Genomic DNA, 15946 nt, shown 5'->3' on the forward strand with positions numbered 1-15946 from the left:
GGACCGGCCGGTCCGGCCGGTGCGGCGGCCGGAACAGCCGGCGGCACTGCGGCCGGGTCGCCGGGCAAAAGCGCGGGCGCCCCGGGCGGCGGTGGTGCGGGGGCGTCGGGCGGCGGGCCGGCCAGCGGGTCGGCGGGAGGCGGTGCCGGGTCGCCGGGTGGCGGCGGGGCCGGGGCGTCCACTCCGGGCGGCGGTGGCTCCGGATCGGCGAGCGCCACACCGCTTCCCATCATCAGCGCGGCAGTCACTCCCACCGCGCTGAACGCAGCGGCCAGAGGAACCTTGGGCCATCGCGACATCTGATCCCCTCCAAGTCACGGTCTGATACCAGTATGCCGTAGCGCAGCGGCCAGCTATTAATCCAGTGCGCGCCGCCCAGCCGGAAAGGGCGCCTCACAGAGGTCGCTGAGCTGGAGTTTCACCTTTCAGGGCCGGTCGTCGGCCGGGACGTCGAAGAGGTGCCGCTCGGCCGTCATGCCGGCCGCAGCAAGGCCGATCAAAGCCGCCGACGCGGCGAACATCGCCAGCACACCGTGCTCGTAGAACAGGCCGCCGGCGAACGACCCGGCCATGATGCCCCCTTGGAAAGCCGCCATGTACAGGCCGGACGCGCCGTCGGGATCGTCGGCACCGGCTCGCATCGCAGCAGCCTGCAGCATCGGCGACACCGCGTTCGCGAAGGCGCCCCACAATGCGATGGTGACGACCCCGACCAGGGCCGTCGCCAACGCCGGCAACCGGTGGAAGGTCAGCATGGTCAACACGAGCTGCGTCAGGTAGAGCCCGACCATGCAACTGATCGCCGCGGCCCGAGGATGGTGATCCAGCGGCCGGGCCACCAGCGGCATCGCGAGCAGTCCCGCGATCCCATAGATGGACAGCAACCAGGCGATATCCGGTCCGCGAATGCCCACCACGTCGCGGATGATCACCGCTATGAATGTGAATGAGATGTAGTGGCCGGTGACCGCGACCATGGTGAGCAAGCTCACGATCACCAGCCGCCGGTTGCGGTGATGCCGAGCACCCCGGCCGACCGAGGCCAACTGCTGGTCACGCAGCGTCATCGGCGGCACGACGACCCGCGCCGCGACGGTCACCACAGCGGCCACCGCGGTCACCGCCACAACGGCGACCCGCCAGTTCCACGCCAAGCTCATCGCCGCCGTCGCCGGGCTACCGACCACCACGGCCAGGCTGATGCCCACGTAGATCGATGTCGTGGCACGCCCGGAGTGGCTGGCCGGGACCAGCCGGATGGCGATCGGCGCAATCACCGAGAGCATCAGACCGTGGGTCACCGCCGAGAGTGCACGGGCGCCGGCGAGCACCACGAAATTGGGTGCAAACGCGGAGATGAGCTGAGAGACGGTCAGGCAGGTCAGCGACAGCAGCAGCGCGCGGCGGCGCGGCCAGTGCGCGGTCCAGCGGACCATCGGAATTGTCGTGACGGCGGCGACCAGCGCATACCAGGCCAGCAGGGTGCCGACCATGGGGATGCTGACGTGCAGGCTCCGCGCGATTGCCGGCAACGCGCCGACCGGCAGCAGTTCAGCCGTGACGTAGGTGAAGGCCGCGGCGGCCAGCACTGCCAGCTGGAGGGCAATTCGGGGAGTCCAGGGCCCGCTGGTAGCGGTTCGCCCTTCGGCGGCACGAGCAGGCACCACGGGCACTACTCAACCACGCGTGGCAACCATCCCGTGAAAGATCAGGACCGGACGAGTCGCGCAATCGCCGCCGATGCCTCGGCGAGCTTCTGGTCGGCCTCCGAACCGCCTTGAGCCACCGCGTGGGTGACGCAATGCCCGAGATGCTCGTCGAGCAGGTTCAGCGCCACCGACTGCAGCGCGCTGCTGGCCGCGCTGATTTGGGTGAGGACGTCGATGCAGTACTTGTCGTCTTCGATCATCTTGGCGATGCCGCGCACCTGGCCCTCGATACGCCGCAACCGTTTGGCGTAGTTGTCTTTCTGGGACGAGTATCCGTGTGCGGGTGCCATCTGCCCCTCCAACATTCCGTCGTGAAGATCGAGCTCGGGGCCATCGGGACGGCGCCGGTGTCCTCACCATTGTCAACCATTGGGCCGTCTGCGCGCCACGCAGGTAAAAAAGCGTCTCGCGTCCAGGACGGATATACCCCACAGGGGTATATTAATGATTTTGGCCGATCTACCGCCACACGCAATACTTGAGTGATGACCGACCAGAGTCCTGCCATCGACATCAAGCCCCGCAGTCGCGAGGTCACCGACGGCCTGGAAAAGGCCGCGTCGCGCGGAATGTTGCGCGCGGTCGGCATGGACGACGACGACTTCGCCAAGCCGCAGGTCGGGGTGGCCTCGTCGTGGAACGAGATCACCCCGTGCAACCTGTCGCTGGACCGGCTGGCCAAGGCCGTCAAAGAAGGCGTGTTCACCGCCGGCGGCTATCCCCTGGAGTTCGGCACGATTTCGGTGTCCGACGGCATCTCGATGGGCCACGAAGGTATGCACTTCTCGCTGGTGTCGCGGGAGATCATCGCCGACAGCGTCGAGACCGTGATGATGGCCGAGCGCCTCGACGCCTCGGTGCTGCTGGCCGGCTGCGACAAGTCGCTGCCCGGAATGCTGATGGCCGCGGCGCGACTGGATCTGGCCGCGGTGTTCCTCTACGCCGGGTCGATCCTGCCCGGCCGCGCCAAGCTGTCCGACGGCACCGAGCGCGACGTGACGATCATCGACGCGTTCGAGGCGGTCGGCGCCTGCGCCCGCGGGCTGATGCCACGCGAGGACGTCGACGCGATCGAACGCGCCATCTGCCCCGGCGAGGGCGCTTGCGGCGGCATGTTCACCGCCAACACGATGGCCAGCGCGGCCGAGGCATTGGGCATGTCGCTGCCCGGGAGCGCGGCGCCGCCGGCGACCGATCGCCGTCGCGACGGGTTCGCGCGGCGCAGCGGCGAGGCCGTCGTCGGGCTATTGCGGCGTGGGATCACCGCCCGCGACATCCTGACCAAGGAGGCGTTCGAGAACGCGATCGCGGTGGTGATGGCATTCGGCGGCTCGACCAACGCGGTGCTGCACCTGCTGGCGATCGCCCATGAGGCCGACGTGAAGTTGTCGCTGGCCGACTTCAGCCGGATCGGCGCCAAGGTGCCGCACCTGGCCGACGTTAAGCCGTTCGGCAAGCACGTGATGTTCGACGTCGACCGCATCGGCGGGGTGCCGGTGGTCATGAAAGCACTGTTGGACGCCAGTCTGCTGCACGGCGATTGCCTGACCGTGACAGGTAAGACGATGGCCGAGAACCTCGCGCACATCGCCCCGCCGGACCCGGACGGCAAGGTGCTGCGGGCGCTGGACAATCCGATCCATCCCACCGGCGGCATCACGATCCTGGGCGGATCACTGGCGCCCGACGGCGCGGTGGTCAAGTCCGCCGGCTTCGACTCCGACGTGTTCGAAGGCACCGCAAGGGTTTTCGAGCGCGAGCGGGCCGCACTCGACGCCCTGGAGGACGGCACCATCACGCACGGCGACGCGGTGGTGATCCGCTACGAAGGCCCCAAGGGCGGCCCCGGAATGCGCGAGATGCTCGCCATCACCGGCGCGATCAAGGGCGCTGGCCTCGGCAAGGACGTGTTGCTGCTGACCGACGGCCGGTTCTCCGGTGGCACCACCGGCCTGTGCGTCGGGCACGTCGCCCCCGAGGCGGCCGACGGCGGACCGATCGCCTTCCTGCGCGACGGCGACCGGATCCGGCTCGACGTCGCCAACGGCACCCTCGACGTGCTGGTCGACGCCGACGAGTTCGCCTCTCGTCGTGAGGGTTTCACCCCGCCGCCGCCGCGCTACACCACGGGCGTGCTGGCCAAGTACGTCAAGCTGGTCGGTTCGGCGGCCGACGGGGCGATCTGCGGGTAGGAGCTACTTCACCCGCGCGAACGCCAGTCCGTCCCAATGCTTGGCGCCGACGGTCTGCAGCACCGCGGTGTCGAGCCGGGGGTGCCGACCCATCAGCTCGAGAACCTTCCGGGTGCCGACCAGCACCGGATCGTCGCCCGGTGAGAGGATCTCCCCCTCGCGAATCACGTTGTCCACCACGATTATCGAGCCGGGATGGGTGAGCTTGACGGCCCAGTCCAGGTAGCCGGGGTTGTTCTCCTTGTCGGCGTCGATGAACACAAAGTCGAACGGGCCGTCGGTCACGGTCGGCAGGGTGTCCAGGGCCGCGCCGACGAGCACCTCGACCCGGTCGCCGACACCGGCGCGGTCGATGTTGGCGCGGGCCACCCCGGCGTGCACAGGCTCGTATTCCAACGTCGTGACTCGCCCCTCCGCGCCGGCGCCGCGGGCCAGGCAGATCGTGCTGTAACCACCCAGCGTCCCGATCTCCAAGATGCGACGCGCCCCGGTGGCGGCGACCAGCAGGTTCAGGAACTTGCCCTGCTGCGGCGAGACGGCAATCTGCGGCAACCCGGCCGCGTCGCTGGCCTCCAGGGCGGCCGTCAACGCCGGGTCGTCATCCAGCACAGTGGCATCCAGGAACTCGTCAACCTCGGCGGGAGTCGGCTGTTGGCTCATGGGTCAAGACTAGCCCGCCCGCCACCGCGTCCAGCTCCTTGCCATATACCCCCCTGGGGTATAGAGTGAGCGCTGTCCGGTACGAATTCCGAGAGGTGGAAAGATGTCCAACGAAGCGGGCACCCTGTTGAGCTGTGGTCACGACGGCTGCGGATGCCGGGTGCGTATCGAGGTGGCCTGCCACTGTTCAGGCGACCACGCCTACATCTGCAAGTGCGGCGACGAGATGGTCGAGGTCAGCTAGCGCACGCCTTCTTTCGCGTAGACCACCCGCAGTACGTGCCCGACTTCGGGCCCCATGACCAGTTCGGCCAGGGTGCACAGCGTCGTGACGTACTGCGGCCCGTGCGCCGGTTGCGCGTGGCAGAGGTGATGCGCGATTTCATGCAGTACGACCAGTTCACGTAACGCCCAGTCGGCGTCCCGATCGTCGGGAACCGCGATAACCGCTGTGCCGCCATGGTTTTCGTAGTGTGCCGCGGTCGACGCACGACGGGCGCGCACGTGCAGCGGTGCCGGGTCGCCCCACTGCCGCTGCACCGTCGACATGGCCAGCACCTCGTCGACGTAGCGTTGCACGGCGCCCAGCGACCCGAACTTTGCCTCCGGCGGCAGTGTCAACTGCGTGCCGAAGAAATCCACACTGCTCGAACCGTGTTCGGCGGCGCGGTCGAACAACGTCCGCACGAACGCCTCGGCGGCATAAACCCTGGAGCGCTGCGAGTCGCGCTCGACGTTCACCGTTCCAGGGCGGTCCGCGCTCCGGACAACTCTGGGCCGCTCCCCAGTCGTGCCCGCTTACCGGCCCGGTCCCCCGCCCGTCGCGCCGCCGACGAATACCCTGCGGCGGCCCGGCTGGACTGCCAGGTGCCGCGGGCCCTCGACGCGGTGCGGTAATAATCGCGCAGCTCTAATTCTTTGTCTCGCAGGGCAATCGCCGTTCCTGGCGGGCGGTGCCGATCATTCTTCGCTTCGCGTCGGGTCTGCTCACGGGCCTCGCCCAGCCGCTGGCCGACCCGCGCACCGAACGCCAGCTGAAAGTTGAGCCGGGCGGTGATCGTCGGGGTGGGTCGGTGCTCCCCCGACGAGATGTAGGAATCCGACGCGCGCACCATCTGCACGACCAGGCTGGCATACAGCGCGTGGGTGGCGTCGATGTCCTCGGCGAACCCGTAGGCGTAGACGAACGTCGAGTTCGACGCGACGTCGCAGCGCACGTCGTTGGCCGCGGCGATCACCACGAAGAGCTGGACATAGGTCCGTAGCCCCTTGGTGCCGGCGGTGCCGATGGTGATGGTGCGCTGCACCGGCGCCTGCGCGGGCGTGCGCTTGTCGGCGTGCGACCGGGCGACGGCCAGGTCGATGGACGTCGCGGTGGCCAGCCGTTGCGCGGCCGACATGAACGCCTCGGCCTCGTGGGCGTTGTCGGTGCCTTCGGCCTGACGCAGCAGGGCGGCGATGCGCGCCAGCATCTTGTCGTCACTCACGGCACCAACCTAAGCGAACTCAAAGCCGTTCCGGTTCCGCCATTCACAGTCGCGCGTTGATCCAGGACACGACGTCGTCGAGTACCTGCTGCTGCTCCGGCTCGTTGAACACCTCGTGGTACAGGCCCGGGTAGATCTTCAGCTCGACATCGCTGCTGCCTATCGCTTCGACCAGTTGCCGGCTGCCCTCGACCGGAATCAGCCGGTCGTCGGAACCGTGCACGACCAGCAGCGGGGCGCTGAGCGAGGGCGCGCGCTGCGGCATCGTCTCGCCGAGCATCAACAGCGCGCGGGCGACACCGCCGGGGATCTTGCCGTGATGGACAAGCGGGTCGGTGTTGTAGGCGTTCACCACGGCCGGGTCGCGAGACACCGCACCGGCGTCGAGCGCCTGCAGCGGAAGTCCGGGCGCGATCGCACCGATGGTCTTGGCGACCCAGCCCAGCAACGGCGATACCGCCAGCTGTGCCGCCACCGCCGGCCCGGACAGCACCATCAGGTCGTAGTCGTCAGGGTGCTCGACGCAGTAGGCGAACACGATGCCGCCGCCCATGCTGTGGCCGAGCACGATGCGCGTGAGGCCCGGGTGCTCCTTGGCGGCGATGCCGACCAGGGAGTCGAAGTCGCCGGTGTACTCGGAGATGTCCTTGACCAGAACCCGCTTGCCGCCGGAGCGGCCATGGCCGCGGTGGTCGAGGGCGTAGGTGATCAGTCCGTCGCGGCCGAACCGCGCAGCGACATGGTCGTAGCGGCGGGCGTGTTCGCCCAACCCGTGCGCGAGGACCACCACCCCGCGCGGCGTCGTGTCCGGAGTCCACACGTCGTAGACGATGCGTACGTCGTCGACACCGTCGAAGGCGTGTTCGGCACGCGTGATTGTCATCAGGGGCAGCGTAGACCCACCGCTGGACGCGGGCCGTAAGGTCCGTCCGATCTTCGCGGCCTGCTGCAGCGGCCCGTTCGCAACTCGACGTCGTACGGTCGAGCGGCCCGCTATGGCCGCTATTTCCCCGAGATGTGTGTCATAACTGGCCACTCGGCGCTAGCTGCAGCCCGGAGTAGCGTGACAGCGTGCCCGCCACTGTTCAGATCCGGCGCGCCGCCGACCGGGCGGTCACCACCACGGCGTGGCTGAACTCGCGGCATTCGTTTTCGTTCGGCGATCACTACGACCCCGGCAACACCCACCACGGCGTGCTGCTGGTCAGCAACGACGACATCGTGGCGCCCGGCGGGGGCTTTGACACCCACCCGCACCGCGATATGGAGATTGTCACCTGGGTGCTGGACGGCTCGCTGGCACACCGCGATTCGGCAGGCAACGAGGGAGTGGTCTATCCCGGCCTGGCGCAACGGATGTCGGCGGGCTTGGGAATCACACACTCGGAGCAGAACGCATCGGAAACCGACCGGGTTCGCTTCGTGCAGATGTGGGTGCAACCCGACGTGGCCGGACTCGAACCCGGCTATCAGCAGCAGGTGATCGGCAACGACGAGCTGAACGGGCGGCTGGTGACGATCGCCTCGGGAATCCCGGGACATGACGCCGCGATCAGCGTCCAGAACCGGTCTGCCGCGCTGCACGGCGCCCGGTTGCAGCCCGGCGACGAGCTGGCGCTGCCGGCTGCGCCGTATCTGCACTTGTTCGTCGCCCGCGGGCAGGTCGGGTTCGAGCAGACCACGCTGCGCGAAGGCGACGCGGTTCGTCTCACCGCGTCGAACGGCCGGCGGGTCGCCGCGCGGACACCGTCGGAATTGCTGGTCTGGGAGATGCACGCGGCGCTCGGCGACTAGGGTGAGCGCGGACGAACAGGAGCCGATGTGTCTGAACCGCAAGCCCGCCACGCATCGCCTGATGTCGCTTACGCCGATGACGACTCCGCTGCCTACCGTCTCGACACGCCGAGATCGACTCGCACCGTGAGATTTTGGGCTCTCCCGATTCTCGTCACAGTGGTGTTGCTGGCGGCGCTGGCCGCCTTCTACCTCGGCGGAATCCTGAAGCCGATGACCAACCTGCGTCATTTTCCGGTAGCGATCACCAACGAAGATGCCGGGCCGACGGGCGCACAGGTGGTCAAGGGCATGTTGGCCGCTTTCGACCACGATGCCTACGACGTCCGAGTGCTCGATCCTGCACAGGCCCGCAAACAGCTGGACACCGCGCAGATCTACGGCGTCGCCGTCATACCGCCGAACTTCTCGTCCAAGCTGCAGGCCTACGCGAAAAGTGCGCTCACCCCCGGGCGGGTCGAACGAGCGGTGATCGTCATCTCGACGAATCCGCGCGCGGGGACCCTCGGCGCCAGCATCGCCGGCCAGACCCTGCAGCGCGAGGTCGCTCTGATCGATCAGCGGGTCGGCCAACGGCTTTCGCAAGAGGTCGCCGAGCAGACCGGCAAGAAGCCCGAGCCCGGCGCCGTCGCGCTGATGCTGGCAAACCCCGTCGAGGTCAAGTCGACGGTACACAACGCGCTGGCGGAAGGCACCGGAAATGGGTTGTCCGCCTTCTACTATGCGCTACTGCTAGTGCTCGCCGGATTCATCGGGAGCATCGTGGTCAGCATGTTCGTCAATTCCATGCTTGGTATGGCGTCGACTGAATTTTTCCCGGTTTCCCCTCCGACCGAGAACGTTTCGCGCTTCCGCACCCTGTTGGTCACGTGGGCCATGATGGCCGTCGTCGCATTACTGGCGTCGGCCGCCTACCTGGTGATCAGCGCCGGTCTGGGTATGCCAGTCCAAAACAAGTTGACGCTATGGCTTTTCGGCGCGTTCGCGATCTTGACAGTAGGCGTCGCGTCGGCGTCGCTGATTGCGGCCATGGGCGCAATCGGGATCGTGGTGGGCTTGTTCGTGTTCGTCATTCTCGGTATCCCGGCGGCGGGCGCGGCGGTGCCGCTGCAGGCCACCCCGGCCTGGTTCGAGTGGCTGGCGAGTTTCGAGCCGCTGCACCAAGTGTTCGTCGGCGCAAGGTCTTTGCTCTATCTCGGCGGCCGCGCCGACGCGGGCCTGTCGCAATCGCTGGAGTGGTCCACGGTCGGCCTGGTGATCGGTGTGCTGTTCGGCGGCGCCGTCACCCGCCTCTACGACCGGCGCGGGCGAACCCCGGCGGTTGCGGCGACCGGAGCCGCTGCCGACCCCGCTGAGGTTCCATACCCGGAGCAGTGAACATCCAGCGGCCGAACGTCATTGGACTGCCGCTGATCCGTCACTCCGCTGTTATGCCCACCGCTGTGTAATACCTTGGGTAATGACGTTCGCGCCGAAGGGGTTGTCAGCTGTGCCACACCTCGCTGCTGCCTTCCGGCGTATCGCGGCCTGTTGCGCCAGCGGCGTGCTGTTCCTGACGCTGGCGACCAGCACGGGCCTACCGGTGGCTCGTGCCGAGGCCCGCGAGCTGCTGGCCAGTGCCATCGCGAATACCCAAGGCTCCTACCTGGTCTACAACTTCGGTGGCGGCCACCCGGCGCCGATGCTCAACGCCGCCGGCAACTGGTATGACGGGAACGGTGGCGGCCACCTGATGATCATCAAGTCCGCATCGCAACGGCTCGAACCACACCTGCTGGTGGACAGCCATCAGGGCTCTCAGTCACGCTGCGAACGCAATCCGCGTGCGCGCACCGGCGACGGCCTGATGCAGGCCTCGGAAACCTATACCGCACGGCAGGCTTGGCAGGCGCTGGGTAAACCGACCATCGCGATCAATGCGAACTTCTTCGACATCCGCGGCCAGCAGGGCGGCTCGTGGCGCTCGACGGGATGCAGTTCCCCGCTGGGCGCCTACGTCGACAACACCCGCGGCCAGGGCCGGGCCAATCAGGCTGTCACCGGGACCATCCCCTACGCCGGTAAGCAGGGCTTGTCCGGCGGTAACGAGAACTGGAGCGCGCTGGCGACCATGATCCTGCCGAATCGCGGCGCGCCATCGGTGTTGTGGCCCAAGGGCGGGCGCGACGGGCATGACTATGACGCCGCCACCGCGGTCGTCAACGGCTTGGTCGATCGCGGCGAAAGATTCGTCGCGGTGAGCGGACTCGGCCTGCTGGCGCCCGGAAACACCGGCCAGCTCCACGACGGTGGCCCGAGCGCCGCGCGGACCGCGCTGGCCTACTCCAAGCCGCGCGACGAGATGTATGTGTTCCAGGGCGGCAGCTACACGCCGGACAACATTCAGGATCTGTTCCGCGGACTCGGCAGCGACAATGCGGTGCTGCTGGACGGCGGGAGCTCCTCGGCGATCGTGCTGCGCCGCGACACCGGCGGCATGTGGGCCGGAGCCGGTGTGCCCAAAGGCAATTGCGACACCTATGAGGTGCTGTGCGACGCGCATGAGCGCTCGCTGCCAGGTTGGCTGGCGTTCAACTAGAACTTGGGTGTCAGATCCAGCGAGGTGATCGTCGTCATCTTGGTCACCAGCCAACGCGCATGTTCCCGCTTCATCGTCAGCCGAAAAGAGAAGTACTTCAGCGACGGAATATTTTTGGTCAGTGGGCTGGTGGAAGTGGTATTGGTGTAGACGATCGCATCAGCGTTGGGCCCGTCGAGTGATTCCACCGCCGCGTCGATCACCAACGTGCTGTTGGTAATTTGGGCTTGCTTGCTCGGCGCGGTGATCTTGTCGATGTACTTTCGATAGTCGGCCCCGAAATCCCCGCTGAGGTATTGCGTTGCACGGTCGGCCAGCTTGTCTACGTTATCCGGGTTGTAGGTCCACAACGTAGTGATCGCGCTGGCGGCGGTACGGGCGATCTGCATTTTGGTGCTCACCGTGGCCCGGTCCACCAGGTAAGGCCAAACGAAGGCGCTCGCGAAGGCAGCAGAACCGACGAACAGGGCAATCGCGGTCCCGACCACGATTGCAAGCCCCCGGCGCGGCCGCCGCACGGCCGGCGGATCGTCTTCGGCCTCGGTGCGCGCCTCGTCGGCGCTGGTGTCTTCGTCGGAGGTTAATTGTTGCCCGACTTCGGCTTCGGTAGGCCCAGCTTCATCGGATGCGGTATCCGCGGACTGGCCGTCGGCAATTCTTTCGCTTACACCACCCGTTGCAGGCTGCTGATTTTCCACTGTCCCCCTTCCTGTTTCGCGGTTAACACCCAACGAGTCGAGTTCTCGAATTCCTGCTTGCCGTCAGGAGATTTTGAGGTGACTGCGGTTGCCACCAGCAAGCTGGCGCTGCCGTCGTCATTCCAGCGTTCTACGCCGGCGTCGAGCACCGCGCCCTTGGTGGGTTCTGCTCTGGCGACACTGAGCAGGATCTCGTTCTTCTTATCCGTGTATTCCTTGGCGAAATCGCCGGTGGCTTGGGTTAGCACCCGCTCGACATAGTCGTTGGCATGAAATGGATCCAACGATGTGAATCCAGCCATGAAGTCGCGGACATAGCTCAAGACCGCTCTGTCACGCCGCGCGCTCTGCTGTTGCGATTCATGAGAAACCAAAACCAGGCTTGACACCGTGACCGCCCCGATTATCAGCGCCGAAGCGGCCGCGACGACCAGCGTTAATCCCCACCGTCGCGACGGCTTTACCGGCGGCACGCAGAACAATGGTTGCTCGTCAGCCTCAAACTTCCGACGTGGACTCATTTTTTACTCTCGGCCTGTCGCGGTTTCGTCAGCACGATGAGGTCGTCAACGAGCCAATTGCCGTCTGCAGCTCTGGCGAAAGCCACTCGAACGGTCGCACTGATATACCGTGCAGCAGGCGGCGCGCCTCGCTGACCCTGCATGAACAGCAGCATCGTGGCCTGAGTCGGCGTGACTGTTTGTATCGCGCTGTCTGTCACCCAATACTCGTTGACGACCGGGTTTGCCTTCTGCACAGCCTGCTGTTGGGCGAGAAGTTGGCCACGGTATTTCTCGGTCGTCAGCGACAGGGCGTGCGCGAAATCGTCGTGCAAAGATTTCGGATCGTAGGTCAGCAACGTCTCGACGATCTTGGGTCCTTGCAACACGATCTGAGCGCGGGTCCGGTCGACCGCTCGGTCATGCCGATACACCGCCACATAGCTCACCGCGGACCCTGCCGCGCATACCAGTGCGGCCGTCAGCACCGCCACCGCGATCAGTCGCCTGGTGTCACGGGCTCGCTGGTCCGGTTCGACTCTTCGCGCTTCTGTCCCCAGCAGCATGTCTGCGAATGTCCGGTGCCCAGAGTCCCACAGCGGCCAAAGCCAGCCCACCATCACCGATGCCGTGTCGAGCAGGTGAGCGACGTCTCTGGCAAGCAGTCGCCACGGTCCCGCGGCGCTTCCGCCTCGCCGCACCACCGTGATGTGGAAGAAACTACGACCCAGACTTTCACTGATTGTCGGTAGCAATATCCGGTTGACCGTCGTAAGCAGGTTAGCGACGCCAGCCACCGATACACACACCCACCACCACCGACTGCGAAATGGCACCGTCATCGCGACCAGCGCCATCGTCGCGATGACCGCGACGCCCGGCAGGATGTCGATGGCCAACGCGCCCGCGCGGAAATGCCACGGCGCCAGGTTGCTGGACGAAGCCTGCTGAACCGTTGGCGTGACTTCGGTCTCCTCGACCACAGCCGTCACTTAGCCACCTGGTCCAGACTGGCGATCTTGTAACGGCCCTCGTCGCGCGCCATCTTCACCCGCAAGCGGTAGCCCGCCTCCTGATTTTTCAACTCGATATCGGAAACCTTCACGCGCAGCGCCACCAGCACGTCGACCGAACCGTCGTCGTTGTTGCGGTCGACCGCGGCGCGCATGTCCGACACCTGCAGATGTACGTTCGCAGCTTGATATGCCTGCACGAGCAGGCCGCTGTAAAGCACAGCCTGCGTGCGGAAATTACCGGTGCCACAGTCGATGATCTTCCGTTCGCTGGCGGCCATGGTGGCAATGTCGGGTGCCTGCGTCGCCGCGATGCAATCTTTCGCCGCTTCGACGGCCGCGGCGTCGTTGCGAGCGATGATCTCGCTGTCGCGATGCCAACCGAAGCTGCGGTAGCCAGCCCATACCAGACCGCCGCTCAGCACCACAAGAGCTGCCACAATCGCGATTGACCAGCCACGACCCACCCGAGACGCACCGTGAACGGCTTGCGGGTCGGGTGCGGAACCGTCGGCCGCCTCGTTGCTGGCACTCTCCGCATTCACCTCATCATCGGCGCCGACTTCCGATTCTGGTGAATCGTTCGCGTCGGTGGGGCTCAGCTGGCTGGCGCCAGCATCTCCTTCCATCCGTCGTCTCCCGTTTTGTTCGAATTTTCGACCGAGTACTTGACGCCGTCCGGCCCTGACACCTCACCGCTCTGCGGACTGTAGGTTGCGGCGGGAGGCCCGCTCGGAGTGTAGACACATGGATTAGGCTGCTGCCCGTTGCACTGCACGCTCCCGGATCCCGGTCGCTGCAGTGGATCGCTGACCGGAGGCGGAGTCCCCGCCACCCGATTGGCGGGCGCCGGGTTGATACCGTTGTTGATCGACGGCGCCTGTATCACGTGGCCCGGATCGACCGGCTGATCGCAGCGCGCTCCCGGTGCCGGGCAGTTGCGGATTTGGTTCGGATCGCCGTACCACGGGTTGGTTCCGGCCGGAACGTAGGGTTTGGGGTCACGACACTCGCGCGGTGTCGCCGCACGTTTGCCTGGAACATCGACACAGGGCGAATTACGCACTCCGCGTACCGAATTGGCCGGGGTGTCCTGCGGGATCTTGCAGTAGTTTCCGACCGGCAACGGCGGCAGGCTGGTGTCGGCTGGCGAGCGCCACTCGCTCGCCGGAATGAAGCCGGTCAGACATGGTGGTGGATAGTTGACCGCCAGGCCCAAGTCCAGCGCCGCCTTGCCTGGATACGGGGTGAGAAGCGTCTGCGCGAACGCTGCGCCCTCGGGTATAAACACCAGTACCTGTTCGATGTTCTTGTTGTACCGCTTGAGCATGTCGAGCACAATCTCGGTGTTGGCCAGGGTCTGCGGCAGCGTTTCGCGGATGTCGCCGAACACCGCGGTGATCTGATCTGCGGTCGGCGGCGCCTTTGAAAGAATATTTTTGACGTTTTGATCTTGAGCCGCTGTCTGGGCGGCGAGGACATTCAGGTTGCGCGCCCACTGTTCAATGGATTTGCCCGAGACGACCTGGCTGTCGAGGATCGGTTCAGAGTTCTGGATGAGCGAGTTGACGTCAGCGATGTTGGTCTTGAAGCCGCCGACGATCGCCTGGGTCGAGTCGACCAGTCGTTGCAGCGCCGGCCCCAATCCGCCGACAGCTTCCGAGGTCTCGTTGAGCAACGCGGCGAGCTTACCCGTGGGTAGCACGCTCAGCGCCCGGTTGGTGGCGTCCAGCGCCGGTCCGATCGGAGCGGGCACCGTACCGTTGGTGATGGTCTGTCCGGGAGAGAACACCTTGCCGGGGTTGCCCACCGAAACCAGGTCCAGATACTGCTCGCCTACCGCCGACACCGAATGCACGTTCGCCGACGCGTCGACCGGGATTTTGTAGTGACTGGCGATGCTCATGGTGGCCCGGGCACCGTGTTCGGTCGGCTCGACTGCGGTGACCTTGCCGATCGTGATCCCGCGGTATGTCACGTTGGACGTGACATACAACCCACCCGAAGCGGGCAGGTCCGCATTCAGCGTGTACTGGCCGATGCCGAGCAGGGTTGGGATGCGTAAGTAGTACCAGCCCAGCACCAGTAATGCGACGACCGTCACGACGCCGAAGGCGACGAGCTGGCGCCGGACGCCACGAGTTAGCAATTCCGGTCCCCCCTTTCAACGAGCGGTCCCCCGGGAGCGTCGTTCGGGTTCGGCGTGTAGCGCACGTCCGGAATCATCGTGTCCGGATCCCGACCGAACGACTGCTCCAAGGCGCGCAACGAACCGGAAAGCCCGGTCCCGGTGAGGAACCCGTTGTCGACAGACGACAAAGTCGAGTCGAGTGTCAGCGACACGTTGAAGAAGTCGCCGCGCAACGATTTCGGAACGGCGTCGATGTCGAACGGTAGCGTGCCGAGGAGTTTCACCGCCCCGAGTAGGTCAGGCGCGGCGTGGCTGAGTTCCTTCAACGGGCACTGAAGTGACTGCAGGTCCTGATGAAGATCTTTCCGCGAGGTGCCCAACGACTGGTCAACCACGTCGCTGAGTCGGCCGACGGCATCGACGGCGTTGATCAGGAGCTTCTGATAATCCTTGTCCGCGAAATGCTGGATCAGCGGCGGGACGTCGATCAGCACTTGGTTCAACACATCGGACCGGTTGGCGGCGTAGGCCAGCAGTCGGTTGGTGGAATCGATGGCGTGGTTGATGTCATCGCGTTGTTGATTGACCTGGGTGACGAAGGTGTCCAGTTTGCCGAGGAAGGCCCGGATCTGCGGCGCCCGCCCGACGAAGATGTTATTGACCTCGTTCTGCAGAACTTCGAGGTTCGGGATTCCGCCGCCGTGCAGCACCAACGCCAGGCTGGCCAGGGTCTGCTCGGTGGTGGGATACGCCGACGAATTCTTCAGCGGGATGGTGTCGCCGTTTTTCAGCCGCTGCGGCGACGGGTCCGCCGGTGCGGCCAACTCGATATGCTGAGAGCCCAGCAGGCTGGTCTGTCCGATCTTGGCGGTGGCGTTCTTCGGTAGCTTGACGTGTTTCTCCACGCCCAGGGTCAGGGTGGCCACCCAATTCTTCAGGTCGATCGACTTGATTGTTCCGACCACAACATCGGCCACCATGACCTGGCTGTTGCCGTTGATCGCCAGCGTATTGGGCACTTGAACGTACAGCGTGTAGGAGTCGGCTCCGGTGCCCGGCCCGCCAGGTACTTCCAGGTTGGAGATACCGCGCCAGCCGCACGAGCTCAACATCAGCGCCGCCACGACGAGAGCCATCCCTTGCCAAACGCGATGGCGGACGAGACGCCTCGGGCTCAGTGCCGG

General features: G+C 65.8%; 18 protein-coding genes. 5 read left to right on the plus strand and 13 right to left on the minus strand.

Annotation, left to right across the window (positions count from 1 at the left end; genetic code table 11):
- The 3 genes from ABDV69_RS11970 to ABDV69_RS11980 form a co-directional block, all read right to left on the minus strand.
- Nucleotides 1-299: hypothetical protein (locus ABDV69_RS11970; protein ID WP_343574542.1), on the minus strand; the 299-nt coding region annotated here is incomplete at its 3' end.
- Between the two features lie 126 nt (nucleotides 300-425).
- Nucleotides 426-1664: an MFS transporter gene (locus ABDV69_RS11975; RefSeq protein WP_343574617.1), complete on the minus strand. Its 1239-nt coding sequence runs from the start codon at nucleotides 1662-1664 to the stop codon at nucleotides 426-428.
- Between the two features lie 44 nt (nucleotides 1665-1708).
- Nucleotides 1709-1999 (minus strand): metal-sensitive transcriptional regulator, encoded by a 291-nt coding sequence (locus ABDV69_RS11980; RefSeq protein ID WP_343574545.1) that lies wholly within the window; start codon nucleotides 1997-1999, stop codon nucleotides 1709-1711.
- Nucleotides 2000-2194: 195 nt separating this feature from the next.
- Between ABDV69_RS11980 and ilvD the strand changes: the two genes are divergently transcribed.
- Nucleotides 2195-3901 (plus strand): dihydroxy-acid dehydratase, encoded by a 1707-nt coding sequence (gene ilvD, locus ABDV69_RS11985; protein ID WP_343574546.1) that lies wholly within the window; start codon nucleotides 2195-2197, stop codon nucleotides 3899-3901.
- Between the two features lie 3 nt (nucleotides 3902-3904).
- On the opposite strand, the gene ABDV69_RS11990 is transcribed toward ilvD, so the two are convergent.
- On the minus strand, nucleotides 3905-4561 hold the full coding sequence (locus ABDV69_RS11990) for an O-methyltransferase (protein WP_343574549.1): 657 nt from the start codon (nucleotides 4559-4561) through the stop codon (nucleotides 3905-3907).
- A 103-nt stretch (nucleotides 4562-4664) separates the two neighbouring features.
- On the opposite strand from ABDV69_RS11990, the gene ABDV69_RS11995 reads away from it, so the two are divergent.
- Nucleotides 4665-4805: a metallothionein gene (locus ABDV69_RS11995; protein ID WP_343574550.1), complete on the plus strand. Its 141-nt coding sequence runs from the start codon at nucleotides 4665-4667 to the stop codon at nucleotides 4803-4805.
- Here the strand turns inward: ABDV69_RS11995 and ABDV69_RS12000 are convergent.
- The 3 genes from ABDV69_RS12000 to ABDV69_RS12010 are packed head-to-tail and all read right to left on the minus strand — an operon-like array spanning nucleotide 4802 to nucleotide 6931.
- Entirely contained in the window at nucleotides 4802-5302 is a 501-nt protein-coding gene (locus ABDV69_RS12000) for a TIGR04338 family metallohydrolase (protein WP_343574551.1), read from the minus strand. The genes ABDV69_RS11995 and ABDV69_RS12000 overlap by 4 nt on opposite strands.
- Nucleotides 5299-6048 carry a DUF2786 domain-containing protein gene (locus ABDV69_RS12005; RefSeq protein ID WP_343574552.1) on the minus strand — a complete coding sequence of 250 codons (750 nt, stop codon included), beginning with the start codon at nucleotides 6046-6048 and terminating at the stop codon, nucleotides 5299-5301. Before ABDV69_RS12005 ends, ABDV69_RS12000 begins: the two co-directional genes overlap by 4 nt.
- A gap of 43 nt (nucleotides 6049-6091) precedes the next feature.
- Entirely contained in the window at nucleotides 6092-6931 is an 840-nt protein-coding gene (locus tag ABDV69_RS12010) for a lysophospholipase (RefSeq protein ID WP_343574554.1), read from the minus strand.
- Between the two features lie 188 nt (nucleotides 6932-7119).
- Here ABDV69_RS12010 and ABDV69_RS12015 point away from each other — a divergent pair, with 188 nt between their 5' ends.
- The 3 genes from ABDV69_RS12015 (at nucleotide 7120) to ABDV69_RS12025 (ending at nucleotide 10420) form a co-directional block, all read left to right on the plus strand.
- A complete protein-coding gene (locus ABDV69_RS12015) occupies nucleotides 7120-7842 on the plus strand; it encodes a pirin family protein (RefSeq protein WP_343574557.1) in 723 nt (240 codons plus the stop codon).
- A 27-nt stretch (nucleotides 7843-7869) separates the two neighbouring features.
- Complete coding sequence (locus tag ABDV69_RS12020; RefSeq protein WP_343574559.1) at nucleotides 7870-9219, plus strand: ABC transporter permease; 1350 nt, start codon at nucleotides 7870-7872, stop codon at nucleotides 9217-9219.
- 82 nt (nucleotides 9220-9301) lie between these two features.
- Complete coding sequence (locus ABDV69_RS12025) at nucleotides 9302-10420, plus strand: phosphodiester glycosidase family protein (protein WP_343574561.1); 1119 nt, start codon at nucleotides 9302-9304, stop codon at nucleotides 10418-10420.
- Here ABDV69_RS12025 and ABDV69_RS12030 read toward each other — a convergent pair.
- From ABDV69_RS12030 to ABDV69_RS12055, 6 genes are read right to left on the minus strand one after another with little or no spacing between them, the layout of a single operon-like run.
- On the minus strand, nucleotides 10417-11118 hold the full coding sequence (locus ABDV69_RS12030) for a mammalian cell entry protein (RefSeq protein WP_343574619.1): 702 nt from the start codon (nucleotides 11116-11118) through the stop codon (nucleotides 10417-10419). The genes ABDV69_RS12025 and ABDV69_RS12030 overlap by 4 nt on opposite strands.
- Nucleotides 11085-11639 carry a mammalian cell entry protein gene (locus ABDV69_RS12035; protein WP_343574563.1) on the minus strand — a complete coding sequence of 185 codons (555 nt, stop codon included), beginning with the start codon at nucleotides 11637-11639 and terminating at the stop codon, nucleotides 11085-11087. Before ABDV69_RS12035 ends, ABDV69_RS12030 begins: the two co-directional genes overlap by 34 nt.
- Entirely contained in the window at nucleotides 11636-12610 is a 975-nt protein-coding gene (locus ABDV69_RS12040; RefSeq protein ID WP_343574565.1) for an RDD family protein, read from the minus strand. The genes ABDV69_RS12035 and ABDV69_RS12040 overlap by 4 nt, the downstream gene beginning before the upstream one ends.
- Nucleotides 12607-13260, minus strand: coding sequence for a hypothetical protein (locus ABDV69_RS12045; RefSeq protein WP_343574567.1), 654 nt, complete (start codon nucleotides 13258-13260; stop codon nucleotides 12607-12609). The genes ABDV69_RS12040 and ABDV69_RS12045 overlap by 4 nt, the downstream gene beginning before the upstream one ends.
- Nucleotides 13230-14780 carry an MCE family protein gene (locus ABDV69_RS12050; protein ID WP_343574570.1) on the minus strand — a complete coding sequence of 517 codons (1551 nt, stop codon included), beginning with the start codon at nucleotides 14778-14780 and terminating at the stop codon, nucleotides 13230-13232. Before ABDV69_RS12050 ends, ABDV69_RS12045 begins: the two co-directional genes overlap by 31 nt.
- Entirely contained in the window at nucleotides 14774-15898 is a 1125-nt protein-coding gene (locus tag ABDV69_RS12055) for a virulence factor Mce family protein (protein WP_343574572.1), read from the minus strand. The genes ABDV69_RS12050 and ABDV69_RS12055 overlap by 7 nt, the downstream gene beginning before the upstream one ends.
- Between the last annotated feature and the right edge of the window lie 48 nt (nucleotides 15899-15946).

Origin of the sequence: Mycobacterium sp. (assembly GCF_039583785.1) — a bacterium.
Classification (GTDB): Bacteria; Actinomycetota; Actinomycetes; order Mycobacteriales; family Mycobacteriaceae; genus Mycobacterium.